The organism is Acidovorax sp. K2F (assembly GCF_025246485.1).
Lineage (GTDB): Bacteria > Pseudomonadota > Gammaproteobacteria > Burkholderiales > Burkholderiaceae_C > Acidovorax > Acidovorax delafieldii.
On record NZ_JAOBSQ010000059.1, the window covers coordinates 180932 to 202529 of the forward strand.

The window sequence follows — 21598 nt, forward strand, 5'->3', positions numbered from 1 at the left end:
TCGAATGCCCGATTTTTCTCCAGCCGCCCCCCTTGCCACGCCCGCCCCGGTGCCTGACGACCGCTGGCGCCAGACCCACCTGGGCCGCCTGATGGGCAGCGCCCTGCGCCGCTTCGACGCGCGGGTACTGCAGCTCATGGCGCGCAATGTGGAGGTGCCGCTGGCGCTGTCCAACCTGGCGGCACGCGACCAGGTGACGGCTGCACACGTGCACATCACCCGGCACCTGGCCTTGCAGGGCGACCGGTTGACCGATCTGGCCCAACGCGCGGGCATGACCAAGCAGGCCATGGCCAACCTGGTGGACCAGTGCGAGGCATGGGGGCTGGTCACGCGCGAGGCCGACCCGCTGGATGCGCGGGCGCGCCGCGTGTGCTTCACGCCCACCGGCCTGGCGTGGCTGCAAGCGTTCCGGGATGCCGTGGCGCAGGCCGAGGCGGAGTTCCGCGACGAAGTGGGCCATGACGTGGCCACCGTGGTGGCCATTGGGCTGGAGGCCTATGCGGGCGGCGATACGGGTGCCTGAGCCCCCATCGGCTCGGCGCACGCCAGCAGCCATTCCCTGAAGCACTGCAGCGCGTGCAGCTGCGTGCGGCCTTCGGGGTAGCAGAACCAGTAGCCCACATCACTCCGGTAACCGCCGCGCAGGTCGGCGTCGGGCAGGGGCTCGCGCACCAGGCCTGCCGTGATTTCATCCTGCACCAGACAGCGCGGCACCAGCGCCAGGCCCATGCCTGCCATCACGGCGCGGATCATGGTCTGGAACTGGTCGAACTGTGGCCCGGCCAGCGGGTCGACGAGGCCCTCCACCCCGTGCGTCTCGCTCCAGCGCAACCACGCCTCGGGCACGGTCACGTGGCGCAGCAGCGTGTAGCGGGCCACATCGCGCGGGGTGTGGATGGGCCAGTCGGCCACCTTGGTGCGGGGGGCGATCAGCGCCACCTCGTTGCCCGTGATGTGATGGGCGTGCGCGCCGGGCCAGTGGCCGTCGCCGAACAGGATGGCGCAGTCCAGCTCGGGGCGGGTGAAGTCGTAGCTGTGCACATAGGGCACAAAGTGCAGCGTGATTTGCGGGTGCTGCTGCTGGAACTGCGGCAGGCGTGGGATGAGCCATTTGGCCGCAAACGTGGGCAGGCTGGACAGGTGCAGCGCCCCCCCACCGTCATCGCTGGTGATCAGCTCCAGCGTGGCGGCCTCCAGCTGCGCCAGCACGCCACGCACCGCCTTTTCGTAGCGCTCGCCGGCGGGGGTGAGCGCCAGGCGCTTGCGGCTGCGTTCGAACAGCGGCACGCCCACCCAGGTCTCCAGTTCCTTGACCTGTTTGCTGACCGCGCTCTGGGTGAGGTGCAGGGCCTCCGCCGCGCGGGACACCCCGCCGAACCGCGTCACCGTGGAAAAAGCCCGCAGCAGGTGAACGGGTGGCGAGAGGCGGCGAAGGGATGACATAGTAAGTAATCAAATCATTCCAAATAGGAATGTTATCAGGCATATCCATTGCTTGGTAGAGCGCATTGAATCCTTTAACCTCAATGCAACCCATAGGAGAAATGCCCATGCAACGCCGTCACCTGCTCTCAGCGCTGGCCGCCGTAACTTTCGCTCCCGGAATGTCTTTGGCACAAGAGGGCAAGCCCCTGCGCATCATCGTTCCGTTCCCGCCCGGGGGCGCCACGGACATCACGGCCCGCAGCCTGCAAGAGTCGCTGGCGCGCATCCTCAAGCAGCCCGTGGTGCTGGAAAACCGGGGCGGCGCAGGCGGCTCCATCGGCATGGCCGAAGTCGCCCGCGCGCCCGCAGACGGCCTCACCCTGGGCGTTGCCACGCTGTCCACCCATGGCGTGAACCCCGCCGTGTACACCAAGCTGCCCTACCACCCGACCAAGGACTTCATCGGCGTGACCGAGATCGTCAAGGCCCCGGGCGTCATCGTGATCAACCCGGCCGTGGTGCCCGTCAAGGACTTTGCGGAGCTGGTGAAGTACCTCAAGGCCAACCCCGGCAAGGTGTCCTACGCCACCCCCGGCAACGGCACCATCGGCCACATGTGGGGCGAGCTGTTCAAGAGCAGCACCGGCACCTCCATGGTGCACATCCCCTACCGTGGTGCAGGCCCGGCCATCAACGACGTGCTGGCGGGCCAGGTGGCGGTGTACTTTGACCAGGTGGCTTCGTCGCTCCCGCACGTCAAATCGGGCAAGCTCAAGGCGCTGGCGGTGTCGTGGCCCGAGCGGCTGGATGTGTTGCCCGATGTGCCCACCTACGCAGAACTGGGCTACAAGCAGGCCAACGAGCCTTCATGGTTTGGCCTGGTGGCCCCTGCGGGCACGCCCCCGGCGGCGGCAGAGCGCATCCAGCAAGCCGTCGCCCAGGCCCTGAAGGAGCCCGCCGTGCGCGAACGCCTGGCGGGACAGGGCCTCTACCCCTCGGGCACCACACCCAAGGAATTCACGGCCCAGATCGCCAGCGAGATCGACAAGATGAAGCGCGTGGCGGCCTACGCCAAGGTGGTGCTCGACTGACCTGATTTCCCCGGGCCCTGGGCCCGGGGACGGCCACAGCTGGGATGGTGAGACAACGCAGGCAAGCCTGCTTCCCGGGCCTGCTCAAGGCCTCAGGGATAACCATAGTCACATCCCGGTCTGGGCGGCTAGGCCAGCCGCCCTCCTTTGCGCACACTCTGCCTATGCATGCAGCCTTGAAACTGATCCACCACCGCTTCCAGCAAGCCCAGCCCGGCGTCACCGGCTCGCCGGGACTTGCCACACAACCTGCCACCGCCACCGTCACTGCGGTGCCCGGCAGCACACCACTGGTGCTCGACTCCCCCCACAGCGGCACCCGGTACCCCGACGACTTTGGTTCCGCCCTCAACCTCGCCACGCTGCGCCGGGCCGAAGACACGCACGTCGAAAAGATCTACGCCTTTGCCCCCGCGCTCGGCGTGGCCTGGGTCGAGGCCCACTTCCCCCGCATCTACCTGGACGCCAACCGCGATACGACCGAGCTGGACACCAGCCTGCTCGATGGCGACTGGCCCGACCCCATCTCCACCGACCCCAAGGTGCTCAGCAAGGTGCGCCTGGGCAAGGGGCTGATCTGGAAGTTCACCGACCAGGGCGAACCCATCTACCAGCGCCAGCTCACTGTGGCCGAGGTGCGTGCGCGCATCGACCGCTGCTGGCGCCCGTACCACGCCGCCGTGGCCCAGGCCATTGACGCCGCCCATGCGCGCCACGGCTACAGCATCCACCTCAACTGCCACTCCATGCCCGCCGTGGCCGGGCGCTTTGCCACCGAGTTTCCGGGGCTGGAGCACGCCGACTTTGTGGTGGGCGACCGCGATGGCACCACGGCCAGCCCGGCGTTGTCGGCACTGATCTGCGAGCACCTGCGCGCGTGCGGCTACAGCGTCGAATACAACCACCCCTACAAGGGCGTGGAGCTGGTGCGCCGCTACGGCCACCCGGCGCAGCACCGCCACAGCATCCAGGTCGAGATCAACCGCAAGCTCTACATGGACGAGCAGACGCTCGCCCAGATGCCCGAGGGCATGGCGCGGCTGCAGGCCGACCTGCAAGCCCTGGTGCACAAGCTGCTGGCGCACGACCCGCGCTAAGCACCCGGCGCGGGCCCGGCGGGCTCAGGCCACCAGCGTGGAGACCCCTTCGTAGAGCAGGCCCATGCTGTCCGCCGTGGCGATGTTGCTGTGGGCCAGGCCCGCGCGCGAACCATCGAGTGCGACCACCGACATGGCCTGAAAGCCCGCGTCCTGGCCGTTGTGCAGCAACCAGCCCGTGCCGTGCGCCGCATGCACCAGCCAACCCAGGCCGTAGCGGCCTGCGGGGGCGTGCCCCAGGTCCTGCAGGCCCTTCACGTAGCTGCGCGGCAAGGGGGTGGCTTCGCCGCGCAATGCCCGCAGATGCCATTGCAGCCACCGTGCGTCCTCCTCCACCGTCAGGCTCACGGCGCCTGCCGGGTCCAGGACCTCCAGCCACACACGTTCCGGCGCCTCGGCCAGCGGCAGGGGCTGCAGCCGCCCGTCCAGGATTTCATGCCCGGCGGGCTGCTGGCTGCCCGCACGCATCGGCTCTCCCACAAAGAGCGAAAGGCCCAGTGGCTGGGCCACGCGCTGGCGCAGCAGATCCGCCCACCCCAAGCCCGTGGCCGCGCGCAGCATGCGGGCCGCCAGCGCATAGCCTGCATTGGAGTAGGCAAAGCCCGGGTCCGCGCCCGTCCCGCGAACGGGCGGCTGGCGCAGCAGCCATTGCAGGAAGAACGCCTCCGCCTCCGCAGGTTGCTGCCAGCGCGCCAGCACCTCGGGGCCCACTGCATTCACGAACAGGTCCACGTCTTCGATGGCTGAAAAACCCATCACCCCGGCGCGATGGTCCAGCAGGTCGCGCAGCGTGATCTGCTGGTAGGCGGGCAAGGCGCTCTGCGCCAGCTCGGGCAGCGTCTGGGCCAGCGTGCTGTCCCAGCGCAGCAGGCCCTGGTCCACCACACTCGCGGCCGCGCATGCCGTCATGGCCTTGGTGTTGGAGCCGATGGCCATCAGGTCGCCGGAGGCCAGGGGCGCATTGCCACCCAGGCGGCGCAGCCCCGCGGCGGCTGTGCGGACCTGGCGCGGGTCCGCCCACCCGGCGGCAGCGCCCACCACACCCTGCTTCACCAGCCCTTGGGCCAGAGTCTGCACCCGCTTGTGGGCTTCGCGGGGGCCGTCGTCGTCGCCCCCACCGCAGGCGGTAAGCACAATGCCCAGCGTGGACAGACCTGCGGCGGCCAGCCAGTGGCGGCGCGAGAGGAGGAGGGCGCTGCGCGCCGTGGAAGGGGTAACAAGGTGGGTAGGGTTCATGGCATCTCGTGAAGTGAAGAAGATGCCGGGATTGTTGAAACGCGAACCTTGGGCGAACCCAAAGATCTGCGCTGGGCGTGGAGCTGCCGGGTGCGGATTGTCAGCCCGCCACCGGCCAGCGCAGCGTGAAGCCTACGCCCCGTCCGTACAGCCCCGGCCCCAGGCGGACCTGCCCGCCCAGGTGGCCGATGGCCTGCTGCGCAATGGTGAGCCCCAGGCCCGATCCGCTGCTGCGCGCGCGTGGCGAGCGCCAGAAACGCTCGAACACCCGGTCCTGCTCACCGGCCGCTATGCCCGGGCCGTCGTCGGCAATCCAGACCACCACGTCGCCGCCCTCCTGCCGCACCCGCAACTGCACCTCGCGCCCCGCGCCCGGGCCGCAGCCGTGCTTGAGCGCGTTGTCCAGCACATTGCCCAGGGCGGACCAGAGCAGCTGTCGGTCAAACGGCAGCTCCAGGGTGTCCGGGCCGTCAAGCGACAGCTCCACGCCCAGGCCCTCGGCCCAGCCCGCGCGCTCTGCCAGGCAGTCCTGCAGCAGCGCCATCAGGTCCTGGGGCGCGGTGGGGTGCTGCGCGGGGGCTTCCTCCAGTGCCGCCAGCGTGAGCAGCTGTTCGCTCAGGTGCGCGGCGCGCTGCACAGCGCGCGTCAGCGCCTCGCTGGCCTGCGCGCGTGCGGGGCCTTCGGGGGCTTGCGCCAGCACATGGGCCTGGGTGGCGATGACGGCCATGGGCGTGCGCAGTTCGTGGGCCGCGTCGTGCACCAGGGCCTTTTCGCGCGCCAGGTGGGCCCGCAGGCGGGCCAGCAGCTGGTCGAACGACTGGGCCAGGCCGTGCAGCTCGCGCTGGGGCGGAAGGTGCTGCAGCGGCCGCAGGTCGTTGGCTGAGCGCGCGGCGATCTGGGCATCCAGCCGCGCCAGCGGGCGCAGCCCCGTGCGCACAGCCAGCCACAGCGGCAGGCCCACCAGCGGCAGCGCCAGCAGCACCGAGGCCGCTAGGTCTTCGCCCATGAAGCCCAGCAGCCGAGCATCGGCCAGGCGGGGCTCGGCCACCACCACGCGCCAGGGGCCCGTGCTTTCCCACGCCACCCAATGGGGTGTGCCGGCCACGTCCATCGCGGCATGGCCCGCATCGCCTGCCAGCACCACCGCGCGCACACCGGCCGTGCTGCTATGCAGAAGCTGGCCTGTGCGGTCCTGCAGCTGCAGCAGCACCGAGGTGCCCTGCAGCAGGTCCACATCGGCGCGCATGGCGTTGAGGGTGTGGGCCATGCCGTGCACCAGCGCGCGGGCCTCGGCGGGTTGCTCCAGCGTGGCCAGCGCCCCTGCCAGCCCCTGCGCGAGCTGGCGCACGCCGGGGTTGGTGTCCATGGCGCGGTAGTGGGTGATGGCCGCCTGGCCCAGCAGCACCAGCCACACCAGCGCCATGGCCGCGAGCAGCGCCAGCAGGGTGCGGCGCATGAGGCTCGGGCCCCACCAGCCGCGTGGGGGCGCGGGGGTTTCGGTAGGTGGTGTCATGGCTGCAGCCGGTAGCCCACGCCACGCACCGTGACCACGCGCTCTGCGCCGATCTTCTTGCGCAGGTTGGAGACATGCACCTCCAGTGTGGCGGCGTCCAGCGCGTCGCCCAGGGGTTCGAGCCGCTGGGCAAGCACGTTCTTGGCCACCACCTTGCCGGGTTCGCGCGCCAGCTCCACCAGCAGCCGGAACTCGCGCGGTGACAGCGCCAGGGGCTCGTCGCCCACCCAGGCCTCGTGCCGCCGGGGCGCCACGCGCAGCGCGCCCAGCGTCCACTCCTCGCTGGCCTGGCGCGCACTGCGCCGCAACACGGCGTGCAAGCGCGACAGCAGCTCGGGCACATCGAAGGGCTTGAGCACGTAGTCGTCGGCACCGCCGTCCAGGCCGTCAAGCCGGTCCTGCAAGGCGGTGCGGGCTGTGATCACGATCACCGGCAGGCTGAGGCCCGCGCGGCGCCAGCGACGCAGCAACGCCATGCCCTGGCCGTCGGGCAGGGTCAGGTCCAGCAGCACGGCGGCGACCTCGTTGGCGTCGGGCAGGGGCGGCGTGGCGGCCACGCTGCGCAGCCATTGCACAGTGAATCCGCCCTGCTGCAGGGCTTGCAGCAGGGCCTGGCCCAGGTCCAGGTCGTCTTCGATGAGCAGGATGTGCATGGCCGCCATTTTCCGTGTCCCAAGCTTGCAGCCAGCCAAAGGCGCCGGGCAGGGAGCTGGCGCCTAAAATCCTCGCACAGGCAGACAATGACGACACAGGCCCGCCCACGGGCCGCACCACCCAAGGAGACAGTCCGCATGCGCATCCTCATTGCCGAAGACGACCAGGTGCTGGCCGATGGCCTGCTGCGCACGCTGCGTGCCTCGGGCGCCGTGGTGGACCATGTCGCCAGCGGCAGCGAGGCCGACGCGGCGCTGATGACCAACAACGAGTTCGACCTGCTCATCCTGGACCTGGGCCTGCCCAAGATGCATGGGCTGGAGGTGCTGAAAAAGCTGCGCGGCCGGGGCTCCGCCCTGCCAGTGCTCATCCTCACCGCCGCAGACAGCGTGGAAGAACGCGTGAAGGGCCTGGACTTTGGCGCCGACGATTACATGGCCAAGCCCTTCAGCCTGCAAGAGCTCGAAGCCCGCGTGCGGGCCCTCACGCGCCGGGGCATGGGCGGCACCAGCAGCGCCATCAAGCACGGCCCGCTGGTGTACGACCAGGCCGGCCGCGTGGCCACCATCGACGGCAAGATGATCGAGCTGTCGGCCCGCGAGCTGGGCCTGCTGGAGGTGCTGCTGCAGCGCGCCGGCCGCCTGGTGAGCAAGGAGCAGCTGGTGGAGCGCCTGTGCGAGTGGGGCGAGGAGGTGAGCAACAACGCCATCGAGGTCTACATCCACCGCCTGCGCAAGAAGATCGAGGGCGGGCCCATCCGCATCGCCACCGTGCGCGGCCTGGGCTACTGCCTTGAGAAGATCCCCAGTTAACTATCAAAACGATAGCTGCTCGTGCATATGAATCTAGCGCTATCGGGTGTTTTGGCTTCTGAACTGCCACGGCGGCCGCTGTGAAGATCTTCCAGCGCGAGCAGCGCTCCCTGTTCGGCGAAATCCTGGACTGGATGCTCACGCCGCTGCTGCTGCTGTGGCCTGTGAGCCTGGCGCTGACCTGGCTGGTGGCGCAGGGCCTGGCCAACAAGCCGTTTGACCGGGCGCTGGAGTACAACGCCCACGCCCTCGCCCAACTGGTGAGCGTGGTGGGCGACAAGGCCCAGTTCAACCTGCCCCAGCCCGCCAGCGAGATCCTGCGCGCCGACGACTCCGACATCGTGTACTACCAGGTCATCGGCCCGGGCGGCGAGTTCCTCTCGGGCGAGCGCGAACTGCCCGAGCCCCCGAGCGACGAGGTGCCCCTGTCGGGCGAGGTGCGGCTGCGCGATGCCGAGATGCGCGGCATCGACATCCGCGTGGCCTACATCTGGGTGCGCCTGCCGCTGAAAGACACGCCGGTGGCGCTGGTCCAGGTCGCCGAGACGCGCGAAAAACGCAGCGTGCTGGCCACCGAAATCATCAAGGGCGTGATGCTGCCGCAGTTCGTCATCCTGCCGCTGGCCGTGCTGCTGGTCTGGCTGGCGCTGGCGCGCGGCATCCAGCCGCTCAACCAGCTGGAGCAGCGCATCCGCGCGCGCAACCCCGACGACCTCTCGCCGCTGGACGACCGCACCGTACCGCTCGAAGTGGCGCCGCTGGTGTCGTCCGTCAACGACCTGCTCACGCGGCTGAACGATTCGCTGGCCACGCAAAAGCGCTTTCTGGCCGATGCAGCCCACCAGCTCAAGACCCCGCTGGCGGGCCTGCGCATGCAAGCCGACCTGGCCCAGCGCGAAGGCACCAGCACCGAAGAGCTCAAGCGCTCGCTGCAGCAGATCGGGCGCTCCAGCATCCGCGCCACTCACACCGTCAACCAACTGCTGGCGCTGGCGCGGGCCGAGGGCAGCGGCGTGGGCATTGCCCGCCAGCCCTGCGACCTGGCGCGCCTGGTGATCGAGGTGGTGCGCGACTCGGTGCCCCGTGCGCTCGACAAGCACATCGACCTGGGCTACGACGGCGCCGAGCCTGGATCGCCGGGCGTGCTGATCGACGGCAACCCCACGCTGCTCAAGGAGCTGGTGCGCAACCTGGTGGACAACGCCATCAACTACACCCCCTCCACGCCCGACAAGCCCGGCGTGGTCACTGCCCGCGTGCTGGCCGACACCTTCGGCCATGTGCTGCTGCTGCAGGTCGAGGACTCCGGCCCCGGCGTGCCCGAGGCCGAGCGCGAGCTGGTGTTCCAGCCGTTCTACCGCGCCCTGGGCAGCGAGGCCGACGGCTCCGGCCTGGGCCTGCCCATCGTGCTCGAGATTGCCAGCAAGCACGATGCCGAGGTCACGCTCGAAGACGCACGCCCTGGCCAGACTCCGCCCGGCGCACGCTTCAGCGTGCGTTTTGCGGCGCGGGACGTGGTGGCGGGCAGCTGACACCGTGGCGGGCCCTGCCGCTGGCGTGGCAGAGGACAAGGCCACCACGCCGCAGGGTTGATGCGCCGGCAACCCGCCACAGCACCGGGCATCCGGCATCATGCGGCCTCGTAGCCTGGCCCGATCTTTTTGCACGGACGCAGCCCCCGCCATGACCTCACCGCCCCGCCGCTTTGCCAACACGCACCCTGACGTGGTGATCGGCAACTTCCCCTGGTACGAAATGGTCTGGCGCTCGCTGCGCGGCGATTTCAAGCCGCGCAGCGAGCCTGCGGGCGGCTACGGGGCCTTTGCCCGGCAGTGGACGCAGCCCGTGGACCCCGCGCGCCTGGCACAGCGCCAGCAGGTGCCCGTGATCACCTGGCTGGGCCATGTCTCCATGCTGCTGCAGGTGGCGGGCCTCAACGTGCTGATCGACCCCACGCTGTGCGATTTTGCGGGCCCCCTGGGCCGCTTTGGTGCCCCGCGCCGTGTGCCTGCGCCCCTGGCGCCCGAGGACCTGCCGCCCATTGACGTGGTGCTGATCTCGCACAACCACTACGACCACCTGTGCTACGGCACCTTGCGCCGCCTGCGCGAAGCGGGCCAGTCGCCCCGCTTCGTGGTACCGCTGGGGCTGGCCGACTGGTTCACACAGCGGGGCATGGGCCCGGTCACCGCGCTGAACTGGTGGGAGCACGCCGACATCGCCCCCGGCGTGCGCGTGGTGTTCACGCCGTCGCAGCACTGGAGCCGCCGCACCCCGTGGGATACGAATGCCTCGCTGTGGGGTGGGTACCTGCTGGAATGGTCGCGCCCGCAGGCGGCTGCGCCCTGGCGCTTTCTGTTCCCGGGCGACACGGGCTACAGCGACGACTTCAAGGCCATCCGCCAGCGCCTGGGGCCGGTGGACTTTCTCGCATTGCCCATCGGCGCCTATCTGCCCCGCGACTTCATGAAGCCCATGCACGTGAACCCCGAGGACGCCGTGCAGCTCATGCTGGACGTGGAAGCCAGGCAGGCCATGGGTGTGCACTGGGGCACGTTCATGCTGACGCAGGAGGCCTTCGACCACCCGCCGTGCGACCTGGCCGCCGCGCTCGCGCAGCGTGGCCTGCCGCTGGACCGCGTCTGGCTCATGCGGCAGGGCGAGACGCGCGCCATACCGCTGCCATAGCGCTGCACCGGGGTTGGCGCAGCAACCGTGCTCACGCCACGCGCTGCACCGACATCAGGGCCATGTACAAAAAGCCCCGGCCCGTGGGCACGCGGTACACGCCCTGGGCGCCCAGCACCTGCGCGGCCACGCCCGACAGCTCCCAGCCATCGGTGGCATCGCCCTTCCACAGCGGCACCGTGAGGTGCAGGAAGCCTTGGGTTTCGCCCCACTCCCGCACCGCAGCGATGCGCGACACCACCGGGGCCTCGTTGTGGAAATTGGCCCAGGCCCACAGCCAGGTGCCGCTGGCCTCCGACACGGAGCCGATGAACTCGATGTCGGCCACCAGACGGAGCGCACCGCCGTCTGAAAAGGTCAAGGTGCCTGCCGCCTGGTCGTAGTCCCAGCGTTCAAAGTGCGAGATGCCGTGGTCCTGCTCCAGCGCGCGCTGCTTGTCCCGCAGCGCACGGTGCCCCTGTGTCACCGCATCGATCCAGGCGGCTTCGGCATCACCGTCCAAGGCCTCCACGCTGCTTGCCATGGCGTCCTGGTAGCAGTGGTGGCACAGGATCTGGAGGTCCAGGCAGTCCGCGTTGTGTTCGTTCCACTCGCCGCCTGTCTTGAGCAGCTCGGTATGGCAGCTGGCACACCAGGCGTCCGGGTAAGGGGTGTCTGGCGACGGCGCATCGCAAAACCAGCGCTGCACCGGGTGGCGGCACAGGTGGCCGCACACGTAGGTGGGCGCGGCCTCTCCGTGCTCGCCGCACTGGATGGATGTCTGCTCTTCGTTCATGGTGAAGGTGCTCAGCCGCAGGTGCGCAGCGTCTTGCCCGCCATGGCCGTGCGCAGCACATCCAGCTGTGCCCGCAGCGAGTCGTTCACGGCGGACAGGCGCAGCGTGAAGCCGGGGGATTCGGCGCGCTCCTGGATCACGCGCGCCGTGCGCACGCCTTTGTTGCCAAGGTTGGCCAGCTCGCGCTCGGCCGCCTCTTTCGACGCAAAGCGGCCCAGCGACAAGCCCAGTTCGAGCGTGCCCCCGGCGCGGTCGTGGTCCACCTTGCGGGCGCGCAGCTCGGCACGTTTGCGGTCCAGTGTTTCCACGTCGTCAAAGCGCCCCATGTAGACCATCCAGCGGCCCGGCACGGGCGTGGGCTCCAGCGTCCAGCTGCCTGAGGGCAAGCCAGCAGCCGCCGTGCGCAGCACTTCGGCCTGACGGTCGTCGAACACGCCGGCCTGCAGGCACTCCGCAGAGTCTGCGGGGGCCGGGGCAGCCGGTGTGGAGGGGGGTGTGGGGGAGTCGTTGGCGGCGGTGGCCTGGGATGGGGAAGTAGAGGTGGGGGCGGGGGGCGCAGCAGAGGAGGTCTTGCTGGGGTTGACCTTCAGGATCTGCAGCGTCTCGGGCCGGATCTGCTGGTTCATGCGCTGGGGCTCGGACTGCTCTTGCGGCGCATAGCCAAACTGGCGCAGCAGCCCTTGAGACCACGCGTAGTAGCCCGCGTTGGCCAGCAGCAGCACAATCACGGCAAGACGGAGCATGGGGCGCGGCCTTTCAAGAACACTCGTATCGGAAGAGGAAACTGTCTCACACCGGTGGCACCGCCGCCGGCCGGACGCTGATTTCAGAACTGGTGATGGCCTGCATGCCACCGGCCGTGTGCACCAGCAGCGCGCCATCATCGCCCACGCCATGCGCGGTGCCGGTGTGGCCGTCGCTCAACGTCACCGCGCGGCCCTGCAGCACATCACGTGCCGCAAAGCGGGGCTGCATGGGCGCAAACCCATAGCCCGCAAACGACTGCAGCATGGCCACTAGCGGCGGCACGATGCGCAGCAGGGCGGTGGGTGCGTCCAGGCCCGGCTCCACCTCCTGCAGGCTGCCGGGGGGCATGCTCATGCCCTCGGGGCTGCGCGGCAGCACGTTGATGCCAATGCCCACCACCACATAGCGCGCGGTGCTGGTGCTGGCCTGCGAAGCCACAGCCTGGGGTGCCACAAAACTGGCCGTCTCCACCAGGATGCCACCCAGCTTGCGGTCGCCCGCAGCGCCACCCAGCCACAGGTCGTTGGGCCACTTGAGCCCCACACGCGCAGGCTGCCCCGCCCCCAGCGCGGGCAGCACGGGCTGCAGGCTTTCGGCCACGCTCACCCCCACGGCGAGCGACAGACCGGACCAGTCCTGAGGGGCCAGCGGCAGTCCCAAGGACATCATGAGAGAAGCCCCCACATCGCTTTGCCACACCCGCCCCAGCCGCCCGCGCCCGGCAGTCTGCTGCTCGGCCACCAGCAAGGTGGGCTCGCACTGGCCGTTGCGCGCACGGCGCATCAATTCGGTGTTGGTGGAGTCGATGGTGGGCAGCACCTCGACGGTAAAGCCCGGTAACAGCGGTGACACCGCTTCCCAGACGGCCTCGGCAGGCCAGCGGATGGGTGCATTCATCGCCGGGCCTTTTTGGCGGCCTTGGCGGAAGGTTTGGACGGCGGCAGCGGCACGGGAGGTGCCCAGCCGCGCTTGGGCGCCAGCAGCGTGCCCCGGCAGTTGGGGCTGCCACACCAGCAGGGGTATTCGGCCTTGAGCTTCGGGGTGTAGCGCTCTTCAATGATCAGGCCGTAGTCGTAGTTCAGCTCTTCGCCCGCCTGGATGTTGCGCAGCGCGGTGATGAAAATGCGGCCGTCCCGCTCGTCGGCATAACAGTTGGGGTTACAGCTGTGGTTGATCCAGCGCGACGAATTGCCACCGAACTTTGCGTCGATCACATGGTCTTCATCCACATGGAAGTAGAACGTGTGGTTGGGCTGCAAGGGGTCGTGCGGGTGCCGGTCCTGCGCCTCCTGCCAGCCAATCACTTCACCCGTGTATTCGACAAGGACTTCGCCCTCTGCAATATCCTGCACGGCAAAAACGCCCTTGCCGTGCACGCCCGAACGCCGGGTCTGGATGCGACGGCCCTGCGCGGGGGTCGGGGTTGCAGGCGGTGCGGTGCGGGGCATGGCAAAAACTCTGTTAACTTGAATATGCACACATGCGCGTGCGCGTGTACGCGTGAGGCAACGAATTGTAGAAGCGACCGGCCGGATGCCGGACAGCCAGACTGGCGAGAAACCAAAAAATGACCAAGACCCTGGTAATTGCAGAGAAACCCTCGGTGGCGCAAGACATCGTGCGCGCGCTGACCCCCGTGGCGGGCAAGTTCGAGAAGCACGAAGACCACTTCGAGAACGACCGCTATGTAGTCACCAGCGCCGTGGGCCACCTGGTGGAGATCCAGGCCCCCGAGCAGTTTGACGTGAAGCGCGGCAAGTGGAGCTTTGCGCACCTGCCTGTGATCCCGCCGTACTTTGACCTGAAGCCCGTGGACAAGACCAAGAGCCGCCTGAACGCGGTGGTCAAGCAGGCCAAGCGCAAGGACGTGACACAGCTCATCAACGCCTGCGACGCGGGCCGCGAGGGAGAGCTGATCTTCCGCCTGATCGAGCAGTACGCCGGGGGCAGCAAGCCCGATGGCAAAGGTCTCGGCAAACCGGTCAAGCGCCTGTGGCTGCAGTCCATGACGCCCCAGGCCATCCGCGACGGCTTTGATGCGCTGCGCACCGAGCAGCAGATGGCGGGCCTGGCCAGCGCGGCCCGCAGCCGCTCCGAGGCCGACTGGCTGGTGGGCATCAATGGCACGCGGGCCATGACGGCGTTCAACTCGCGCGATGGTGGGTTCTTCTTGACCACCGTGGGCCGGGTGCAGACGCCCACGCTGTCGCTGGTGGTGGAGCGCGAGGAAAAGATCCGCAAGTTCATCAGCCGCGACTATTGGGAAATCCACGCCACCTTTGGCGCGGAAGCCGGCGAGTACCCCGCCAAGTGGTTCGACCCCAAGTGGAAGAAGGGCGAGGATGTGGAAATGCGCGCGGACCGCGTGTGGTCCGCCGCCGAGGCACAGTCAATAGCCAACGCCGTGCGCGGCAAGCAGGCCACGGTCACCGAAGAAAGCAAGCCCACCACACAGGCATCGCCCCTGCTGTTCGACCTGACCAGCCTGCAGCGCGAGGCCAACGGCAAGTTCGGCTTTTCGGCCAAGACCACGCTGGCCCTGGCGCAAAGCCTGTACGAGCGCCACAAGGCCCTGACCTACCCACGTACCGACTCGCGCGCGCTACCGGAAGACTATTTGCCGGTGGCCAAGCAGACCTTCGAGATGCTGGCCGACAGCGGCATGCGGCATCTGGCGCCCCACGCGCTCACGGCGCTGAACAACAACTACGTGCGCCCGTCCAAGCGCATCTTCGACAACAGCAAGGTCAGCGATCACTTTGCCATCATCCCCACGCTGCAGGCACCGAGCGGCCTGAGCGAAGCCGAGCAAAAGCTGTACGACCTGGTCGTGCGCCGCTTCATGGCGGTGTTCTTCCCCAGCGCTGAATACACGGTGACCACGCGCATCAGCACCGTGGCCCCGCACAGCTTCAAGACCGAAGGCAAGGTGCTGGTCAAGCCGGGCTGGTTGGCCATCTACGGCAAGGAAGCCGCCGACGAAGTGGAAGGCGGCAAGGATGGCGACAAGGGCCAGAACCTGGTGCCGGTGAAGCCCGGCGAGAGCGTCAACACCCTGGCCGCCGACCCCAAGGGCCTCAAGACCAAGCCCCCCGCCCGCTACTCCGAAGCCACGCTGCTGGGCGCCATGGAAAGCGCGGGCAAGCAGATCGACGACGACGAACTGCGCGAAGCCATGCAGGAAAAAGGCCTGGGCACGCCTGCCACGCGCGCGGCCATCATCGAAGGCCTGCTGACCGAAAAGTACATGCTGCGCGAAGGCCGCGAGATTATCCCCACGGCCAAGGCCTTCCAGCTCATGACGCTGCTGCGCGGGCTGGAGGTGGAAGAACTCTGCCGTGCCGACCTGACCGGCGAGTGGGAGTACAAGCTCTCGCAAATGGAAAAGGGCCAACTGAGCCGCGAAGCCTTCATGGCCGAGATCGCCGCCATGACCGAGCGCATGGTCAAGAAGGCCAAGGAATACGACCGCGACACCATCCCCGGCGACTACGCCACGCTCGAATCGCCCTGCCCCAACTGCGGCGGTGTGGTGAAGGAAAACTACCGCCGCTTTGCCTGTGTGGGCAAGGCGGGCGCGGAGCCTTGTGGATTCAGCTTCGGCAAATCACCCGCAGGCCGCACGTTCGAGACGGCAGAGGCCAACGCCCTGCTGCGGGACAAGAAGATCGGCCCGCTGGAGGGCTTCCGCTCCAAGGCGGGCTGGCCCTTCACGTCCGAGATCGTCATCAAGTACGACGACGAGGCGCACAACTACAAGCTCGAATTCGACTTTGGTGACGACAAGAAGGGCGAAGAGTCCGGCGAGATCGTGGAGTTTGAAGACGCCGCGCTCGGCCCCTGCCCCATCTGCGGATCGGAAGTGCATGAACACGGCAGCAACTATGTGTGCAGCAAGGCCGTGCCTACCGCGGCGCAGCCGACGCCCAGCTGCACCTTCAAGAGCGGCAAGATCATCCTGCAGCAGCCCGTAGAGCGCGAGCAGATGCACAAGCTGCTGGAGACCGGCAAGACCGACCTGCTCGACAAGTTCGTGAGCATGCGCACGCGCCGCAACTTCAAGGCCCACCTGGCGTGGGACAAGGAGGCGGGCAAGGTCAACTTTGAATTCGCGCCCAGCAAGTTCCCACCCCGTCCAGGCGTCGCTTCAAAAACAATAGCAACCAAGACAAAAGCCACTAGCGCTGCCGCCAAAAAAGCCCCTGCAAAGAAGGCCGCAGCCAAAACAACGGCTGCCAAAGCCCCGCGCAAGGCCGCTGCAGGCAAGGCCCCCAGCGCAGCCCTGGCCGCCGTGATCGGCACCGAGCCGGTGGCGCGCCCCGAGGCCGTGAAGAAGATGTGGGAATACATCAAGGCCCACAACCTGCAAGACCCCAAGGACAAGCGCACCATCGTCGCTGACGACAAGCTGCGCGCCGTGTTCGGCAAGGACAGCGCGGGCATGTTTGAGCTGGCGGGCATCCTGGGCAACCACCTGGGCGGCGAATGATGAAGCCGCTGCACACGGAACACACCGCATCGCCCGCACGGTGCGCCCAAGACACTTGGCGCACCGCGCTGGTGGCCTTGGTGATCGCGGGGGCACTGGGGGGTTGCACCACCACAGGCTCCGCGCGCTCCAGTGACCCGGCCAGCCAGCAGCAGCCCCAGGGCGCGAGCGGCGTGACCGTGTTTGGCGATATCGACGTGAACGTGACGCGGGAGCGCACCCGCTGACTGCAAGCTGCCACCGCGCGCAGCCCGTCTTGAACCAGCACGGGGCCGGGCGGATGATGGAACGTGAGCCGCAAGGGAGAGATTGATGGTCGAACCCGCACTGTCGTTGCAGATTGCCACCACGGTGCACCACCGCATCCACACTGTCACGGTGCGCATGGATTCGGTGGGCTGGGTGGTCTCTGGCACCAAGCACCTGGTCACACCGGGCGGGGCGCACCGCTATCCCAGCGGGCGGGTGTTTGTGCTGCCGCGTGGCGCGCAGTGGGAGGTGGTCAACGACCCCGCCCCACAAGGCCGCTATGTGGCGCGACTGCTGTGTTTTGCACCCGAACTGGTGGAGCAGTTTCACCGCCAGTTTGGCCAGTTTGCGGCCGTGCCTGCGGTGCAGGGCTGTGCGGGCCTGGCGGCCGATGCGGCATTTGAAGACAGTTACCGGCGTGCCCTCGCCGCGCTGGAGAGCGATGCCAGCTCGCAGGCGCTGCGCGAACACCGCGCGCTCGAGGTGCTGCTGATGCTGGCCGAGGCAGGCATCGTCTTCGCCCCGCCCGGCGAGCTGGGCTGGGCCGACCGGGTGCGCCGTCTGGTGGGCCCCAGCCCGCAGGCTGACTGGACGGTGGAGCGTATCGCCGCTGCCTTTGCCACCAGCGCCAGCACCCTGCAGCGCCGCCTGGCACAAGAGGGCGAAACCGTAAGCCAGTGCCTGCGCGATGTGCGGCTGGAGACGGGGCTGGTTCTGCTGCAAAGCTCCACGCTGCAAGTGTCCGAAATCGCAGCGCGCTGCGGCTACGAGTCGCACAGCCGCTTCAGCGCGGCCTTCCGCGAGCGTTTTGGCTTTCCGCCCTCGCAACTGAGGCCCTGATTACTTCGGCTGACGCACAGCGCACAGCCTTTGATGCCGCCGGGCCAGTGCGAAGGCGTGGCACACCGCACCATCAAGTCCTTGTTTCACACCGCTACTGCAAGGAGCTTTTTGGATGAGCCACCCACTTTCACGCCCCCGCCGCGCTTTTACCTCCATCGCGGCGCTTGTCACCATCGGCCTGGCATTGGCTGCCCATGCCCAGGCGTTCACGCTCAGCAGCCCCGACTTTGCGGCGGATGGCACCTTGCCCCAGCGTTTCGAGTTCAAGGGATTCGGCTGCGCAGGTGAGAACCAGTCGCCCGCGCTGCGCTGGAACGGTGCGCCTGCAGGCACGCAGAGCTTTGCCGTCACCGCGTATGACCCTGACGCCCCCACAGGCTCGGGCTGGTGGCACTGGTCGGTGGTGAACATCCCCGCCAGCGTCACCGAGCTGCAGCCCGACGCCGGTGCTGCCGGCGGCGCCAAGCTGCCCGCAGGCGCCAGCCATGTGCGCATCGACTACGGCGTGGCCGCCTGGGGCGGGGCGTGCCCGCCCGAGGGGGATCCGCCGCACCGCTACATCTTCGCGGTGCACGCACTCAAGGTGCCACGCCTGGACCTGCCTGCCGACGCCACCGCTGCGCTGGCGGGCTACATGATCAACGCCAACAGCCTGGGCAAGGCCACACTCACCGCGCGCTACGGGCGCCCTGCGGCCCAAGGCAGGCAGCAGTGACGATGTGGGGTGGGGCACTGTGATGTTTTAAGCTTGGTGGTCATCCACCCCACTGCAGGCCCACCCCATGCGCAGCCCCCGCGAACGAGCCCTCTGGTCCCTTCTGGCCGCACTGCTGCTGGCCGCCGCAGCAGCGGCGTGGTGGACCGCCGACCAGTGGCTGCCCCAGGCCGGACCCTGGACCGAACAGGCCTGGAAAAAGATCACCCGCCCCGGGCCCGAATCCCTGCCACCCGACAAGCGCCCCACTACCGCGCAGGCCCGCCCGGCGAAGGCGGGCGCGTCCCAGCCCGTGGCGCCGCAGCCGCGCAAATGCGTGCGGGACGGCCGCACTACCTACACCGACCAGCCCTGCCCCCAGGGCAGCCAGGAGCTGTCGGTGGACGGGGCAGTCACGTCGCTACCGCCTGCGCAGTAAGCGGCTGGCGGCCAGCTGTTGATGGCGTGCAGGCCTGTGGTGGGCATGTCGTTTTTTTCCTAGCCGGCGAGGGGGCTGCACAGATTCAATCGGTGCATTGATTCACTACCCCAGGCCTCTCTCTTTCTTTGGGGGCCTCATGCACCGATGCACCACCACCAACCCCTGCGCGTTTTTCTTGTTCTGCTGGCCGCCCTGGGTCTGGCCATCCCCTGGTACTTCAACACCCTGTACTTTCTGGGCGGTGGCAGCGTGATGCCCGATGTTTTCTGGCGCGATGCCTTTGCCAATGCGCTCACCACCGGCATCACCTGCGATGTGTACCTGGCCGCCGTGGCGTTCTCAGCCTGGGTGGCGGCCGACCGCCGCCTGGGCGCGTGGCGCTGGGCCTGCATCGCGGCCTGCTTTGGTATCGGGCTCGCGTTTGTGATGCCGCTGTACCTGGCTCAACGCCTGCGCAGAGACGCTGATCCCTCCGGCGGCTGACCCAGCTGCGCCTGTGCGCCCACCTGCAGGGGCCAGTGTTCGGTGACCGGGCTGCCGCTGCCCTGCACGAGGGCCTGTAGCGGGTGGCCCGCCAGCCTGCGCACATCACGCGCCATGTGCGACTGGTCGTAGTAGCCCTGGTCCACCGCCAGTTCCACCACCGGGCCGCCGGGCGCGGCCAGTGCGTTGCCCAGCGTGCTGTTCAGCCGTGCAATCACCTGAAACTGCTTGGGCGACATGCCCCAATGCGCCACAAAGCGCCGCTCAAACTGCCGCTGGCTCAGGCCCAGACGCTGGCCTGCGTCTTTTGCATCGTCGCTGGCCGCGTGTAGCAAAGCCAGCGCCTGTTGCCGCCGCGCCTCGCAGGGCGATGGCGGCGCAACCCACTGGCGGATGAAGTCGCACAGCACCTGCAGCCGCGCACCATCGTCCGCGGCTGCCCGCACCGCGTGTTCCACCTCCGCCCACCCAGGGCCCACCAAGTCTGCCAGCGGCCGCACCGTGTTCACCACTCCACGCGCACTGGCAAACAGCGCCGCCGCTGCCGAAGGCTGCAGCACCAGCCCCACGGCCTGCACCGGCCCGCTGTGTTCATACACCGTGGCCGTGGTGCTGGCGCTCATCCAGGCTGACTGCGGCACGGGCGCGCCCCGGCACACCACCTGCCCGGCCAGCCGCACCACCAGCATGCTCGACACCATGGCCGGGAAATGCGATTGCGCCAGCGCCGCCGGGGCATTGACCACCACGGCAGCCATCAGCCAAGGCTGCAAATCGGAGGGGACGGGCACCAAGCGCTGCATACCCACATTCTGCATATCGACGTGGCGCAGGTGGCGGCTTTCGGGGTGGGTGGTCAGCCAGTCAGCCGTCGTACTCGACGTTCTCCAGCCACCCGTGCGACATGCAGCTGCCGCAGTGCCCGACTATCCTTGTTGCTTTCGTATCCCCACCCACCACTCACCCGTGCCAAGCACCATGCAGCAAGAGCAAGCCCCCACCCGGTCCGTCCACCTCGCAGGCGCCACCAACTTCCGCGACCTCGGCGGCTACACCGGCCACGGTGGCCGCCCGGTGAAATGGCGCCGCATCTTCCGCTCTGACCACCTGGCGGGCCTGACGCCCGAGGACCAGGCCCTGCTGGCAGACCTGGGCGTGGCCCGCGCGGTGGACTTTCGCGGCCAGGCCGAAAGCGCCGCGTATGCCTACGCACTGCCCGGCGTGGCCTACCACCCGTTGCACATCGAACCCACCGTGGTGCAGCGCGCGCTGGAGCTGCAGCGCACCGGCCGCCAGCTCACCGCCCAAGACGCCGTGGGCCTGATGCAGGACACCTACCGGGGTTTTGTGCACGACAACGCCCCACGTTTTGCCGAGCTGTTCCGCCTGCTGCTCGCCAGCGATGCACCCACCGTGTTCCATTGCACCGCTGGCAAAGACCGCACCGGCTTTGCCGCCGCCCTCATCCTGCTGACCCTGGGCGTGCCGCGCGATGTGGTCATGCACGACTACCTGCTCACCAACGCGCTCTACCAGCGCCCACCGGGCATGGGCAGCCACGCGCCGGAAGAAGTGCTGCGCGTGCTGTGGCGTGTTCAGGAAGAGTTTCTGGATGCCGCCCTGCACATGGTGAACAACGACTTTGGCGGGCTGCAGGCGTATCTGGTGGACGTGCTGGGTATTGACGCTGCCGCACAGAAAGAATTGGCAGAGTTGTATCTGCAGGCAGAGTAGGGCTCGTGCAAGTCGCAGACAGGCAAGCGGCCACCAATATCTGCACACAAGCGGTTTCCGATGTCACGTTTTGCGGCTGTGCGGCTGTGCGGCGCTCCTAGAATTCGGCCGCCCCAAACGCCTGAACGAGCCCTGACAGGTGTGTTTGTGCGGCTTTGCCACCAAACGAATGTCATACATCTACGACAACCCAGAGTCCTTGGCCAAGCAACCTCTCGTGGGCACGCACCACTGCGTTGCACTTGTTAAGCACTACGCCAGAGCTCCAGCCTCATCGCTCTGGAGAGAAGGGGCCTCTGTGAAAGGCAATATGCTGCTCAAAAAGGGCACTGCCATCGCAACCTTCGTCAACGGAAAGTACCCAAACCAGGGCACTGGCAACCATGCGGCGTTGTATGTGTCTCAGGATGCATCGGGAATCACGGTCGTCGATCAATGGTCCGGCAGCGGCACGATCCGCTTGCGTCGGTTGATGTTTCTCGGAAAGGACAAGACCGGGAAATATGTTGACCCCAGCAACAATGGCGACGCGTTCTCGGTGGTGGAGTAATCGGTATGACGAATAAATTTGGCCTAAGTCTTTCACTGATTGTTTTGAGCGCGAGCGGCGCTGCCATCGCGCA

The 21598-nt window shown here is 68.0% G+C and carries 23 protein-coding genes; 14 read left to right on the top strand and 9 right to left on the bottom strand.

The window, feature by feature from the left end:
- Nucleotides 1-4 precede the first annotated feature (4 nt).
- The gene (locus N4G42_RS23610) at nucleotides 5-526 is read left to right on the top strand and encodes a MarR family winged helix-turn-helix transcriptional regulator (protein WP_260668924.1); all 522 of its coding nucleotides are present in this window, start codon (nucleotides 5-7) and stop codon (nucleotides 524-526) included.
- Here N4G42_RS23610 and N4G42_RS23615 read toward each other — a convergent pair.
- Complete coding sequence (locus N4G42_RS23615; RefSeq protein WP_260668925.1) at nucleotides 499-1446, bottom strand: LysR substrate-binding domain-containing protein; 948 nt, start codon at nucleotides 1444-1446, stop codon at nucleotides 499-501. The genes N4G42_RS23610 and N4G42_RS23615 overlap by 28 nt on opposite strands.
- Before the next feature lie 107 nt (nucleotides 1447-1553).
- On the opposite strand from N4G42_RS23615, the gene N4G42_RS23620 reads away from it, so the two are divergent.
- Together N4G42_RS23620 and N4G42_RS23625 are read left to right on the top strand one after the other, a co-directional pair.
- Nucleotides 1554-2519, top strand: coding sequence for a tripartite tricarboxylate transporter substrate binding protein BugE (locus N4G42_RS23620; RefSeq protein ID WP_260668926.1), 966 nt, complete (start codon nucleotides 1554-1556; stop codon nucleotides 2517-2519).
- Between the two features lie 164 nt (nucleotides 2520-2683).
- Nucleotides 2684-3616, top strand: a complete 933-nt coding sequence (locus tag N4G42_RS23625; protein WP_260668927.1) for an N-formylglutamate amidohydrolase — start codon at nucleotides 2684-2686, stop codon at nucleotides 3614-3616.
- Nucleotides 3617-3640: 24 nt separating this feature from the next.
- Here N4G42_RS23625 and N4G42_RS23630 read toward each other — a convergent pair whose 3' ends face one another.
- The 3 genes from N4G42_RS23630 to N4G42_RS23640 form a co-directional block, all read right to left on the bottom strand.
- Nucleotides 3641-4852 carry a serine hydrolase domain-containing protein gene (locus N4G42_RS23630; RefSeq protein ID WP_260668928.1) on the bottom strand — a complete coding sequence of 404 codons (1212 nt, stop codon included), beginning with the start codon at nucleotides 4850-4852 and terminating at the stop codon, nucleotides 3641-3643.
- Nucleotides 4853-4952: 100 nt separating this feature from the next.
- A complete protein-coding gene (locus tag N4G42_RS23635; RefSeq protein ID WP_260668929.1) occupies nucleotides 4953-6365 on the bottom strand; it encodes a sensor histidine kinase in 1413 nt (470 codons plus the stop codon).
- Nucleotides 6362-7018, bottom strand: coding sequence for a response regulator (locus tag N4G42_RS23640; protein ID WP_260668930.1), 657 nt, complete (start codon nucleotides 7016-7018; stop codon nucleotides 6362-6364). Before N4G42_RS23640 ends, N4G42_RS23635 begins: the two co-directional genes overlap by 4 nt.
- A gap of 138 nt (nucleotides 7019-7156) precedes the next feature.
- On the opposite strand from N4G42_RS23640, the gene N4G42_RS23645 reads away from it, so the two are divergent.
- The 3 genes from N4G42_RS23645 to N4G42_RS23655 all read left to right on the top strand — a co-directional run bounded on the left by N4G42_RS23645 (nucleotide 7157) and on the right by N4G42_RS23655 (nucleotide 10519).
- The gene (locus N4G42_RS23645) at nucleotides 7157-7831 is read left to right on the top strand and encodes a response regulator transcription factor (protein WP_015016303.1); all 675 of its coding nucleotides are present in this window, start codon (nucleotides 7157-7159) and stop codon (nucleotides 7829-7831) included.
- An 80-nt stretch (nucleotides 7832-7911) separates the two neighbouring features.
- Nucleotides 7912-9363 carry a sensor histidine kinase gene (locus N4G42_RS23650; protein WP_015016304.1) on the top strand — a complete coding sequence of 484 codons (1452 nt, stop codon included), beginning with the start codon at nucleotides 7912-7914 and terminating at the stop codon, nucleotides 9361-9363.
- Nucleotides 9364-9514: 151 nt separating this feature from the next.
- Nucleotides 9515-10519 carry an MBL fold metallo-hydrolase gene (locus tag N4G42_RS23655; protein ID WP_260668931.1) on the top strand — a complete coding sequence of 335 codons (1005 nt, stop codon included), beginning with the start codon at nucleotides 9515-9517 and terminating at the stop codon, nucleotides 10517-10519.
- A gap of 31 nt (nucleotides 10520-10550) precedes the next feature.
- Here N4G42_RS23655 and N4G42_RS23660 read toward each other — a convergent pair whose 3' ends face one another.
- Genes N4G42_RS23660 through N4G42_RS23675 form a run of 4 tightly spaced genes read right to left on the bottom strand, consistent with a single transcriptional unit; the run spans nucleotide 10551 to nucleotide 13489 of the window.
- A complete protein-coding gene (locus tag N4G42_RS23660) occupies nucleotides 10551-11294 on the bottom strand; it encodes a DUF6882 domain-containing protein (RefSeq protein WP_260668932.1) in 744 nt (247 codons plus the stop codon).
- A gap of 11 nt (nucleotides 11295-11305) precedes the next feature.
- Nucleotides 11306-12037 (bottom strand): SPOR domain-containing protein, encoded by a 732-nt coding sequence (locus N4G42_RS23665; protein WP_260668933.1) that lies wholly within the window; start codon nucleotides 12035-12037, stop codon nucleotides 11306-11308.
- A gap of 46 nt (nucleotides 12038-12083) precedes the next feature.
- Nucleotides 12084-12938, bottom strand: coding sequence for a biotin--[acetyl-CoA-carboxylase] ligase (locus tag N4G42_RS23670; RefSeq protein ID WP_056056634.1), 855 nt, complete (start codon nucleotides 12936-12938; stop codon nucleotides 12084-12086).
- Nucleotides 12935-13489 carry an SET domain-containing protein gene (locus tag N4G42_RS23675; RefSeq protein ID WP_108500224.1) on the bottom strand — a complete coding sequence of 185 codons (555 nt, stop codon included), beginning with the start codon at nucleotides 13487-13489 and terminating at the stop codon, nucleotides 12935-12937. The genes N4G42_RS23670 and N4G42_RS23675 overlap by 4 nt, the downstream gene beginning before the upstream one ends.
- A 119-nt stretch (nucleotides 13490-13608) precedes the next feature.
- Here N4G42_RS23675 and N4G42_RS23680 point away from each other — a divergent pair, with 119 nt between their 5' ends.
- The 6 genes from N4G42_RS23680 to N4G42_RS23705 all read left to right on the top strand — a co-directional run bounded on the left by N4G42_RS23680 (nucleotide 13609) and on the right by N4G42_RS23705 (nucleotide 19241).
- Nucleotides 13609-16530: a DNA topoisomerase III gene (locus N4G42_RS23680; protein WP_260668934.1), complete on the top strand. Its 2922-nt coding sequence runs from the start codon at nucleotides 13609-13611 to the stop codon at nucleotides 16528-16530.
- On the top strand, nucleotides 16530-16757 hold the full coding sequence (locus tag N4G42_RS23685; protein WP_260668935.1) for a hypothetical protein: 228 nt from the start codon (nucleotides 16530-16532) through the stop codon (nucleotides 16755-16757). The genes N4G42_RS23680 and N4G42_RS23685 overlap by 1 nt, the downstream gene beginning before the upstream one ends.
- An 85-nt stretch (nucleotides 16758-16842) precedes the next feature.
- Nucleotides 16843-17619, top strand: coding sequence for a helix-turn-helix transcriptional regulator (locus N4G42_RS23690; protein ID WP_116748341.1), 777 nt, complete (start codon nucleotides 16843-16845; stop codon nucleotides 17617-17619).
- 115 nt (nucleotides 17620-17734) lie between these two features.
- Nucleotides 17735-18337, top strand: a complete 603-nt coding sequence (locus N4G42_RS23695; protein ID WP_260668936.1) for a YbhB/YbcL family Raf kinase inhibitor-like protein — start codon at nucleotides 17735-17737, stop codon at nucleotides 18335-18337.
- Between the two features lie 67 nt (nucleotides 18338-18404).
- The gene (locus tag N4G42_RS23700) at nucleotides 18405-18755 is read left to right on the top strand and encodes a DUF4124 domain-containing protein (protein ID WP_260668937.1); all 351 of its coding nucleotides are present in this window, start codon (nucleotides 18405-18407) and stop codon (nucleotides 18753-18755) included.
- Between the two features lie 147 nt (nucleotides 18756-18902).
- Complete coding sequence (locus N4G42_RS23705; RefSeq protein ID WP_056742774.1) at nucleotides 18903-19241, top strand: DUF2834 domain-containing protein; 339 nt, start codon at nucleotides 18903-18905, stop codon at nucleotides 19239-19241.
- Here the strand turns inward: N4G42_RS23705 and N4G42_RS23710 are convergent.
- Nucleotides 19202-20044, bottom strand: a complete 843-nt coding sequence (locus N4G42_RS23710) for a helix-turn-helix domain-containing protein (RefSeq protein WP_260668938.1) — start codon at nucleotides 20042-20044, stop codon at nucleotides 19202-19204. The two genes, N4G42_RS23705 and N4G42_RS23710, sit on opposite strands and share 40 nt — an antisense overlap.
- 175 nt (nucleotides 20045-20219) lie before the next feature.
- Between N4G42_RS23710 and N4G42_RS23715 the strand changes: the two genes are divergently transcribed.
- Both N4G42_RS23715 and N4G42_RS23720 read left to right on the top strand, forming a co-directional pair.
- Nucleotides 20220-20975, top strand: a complete 756-nt coding sequence (locus N4G42_RS23715; RefSeq protein ID WP_260668939.1) for a tyrosine-protein phosphatase — start codon at nucleotides 20220-20222, stop codon at nucleotides 20973-20975.
- A gap of 169 nt (nucleotides 20976-21144) precedes the next feature.
- A complete protein-coding gene (locus N4G42_RS23720) occupies nucleotides 21145-21525 on the top strand; it encodes a BPSL0067 family protein (protein ID WP_146191169.1) in 381 nt (126 codons plus the stop codon).
- Nucleotides 21526-21598: the final 73 nt, after the last annotated feature.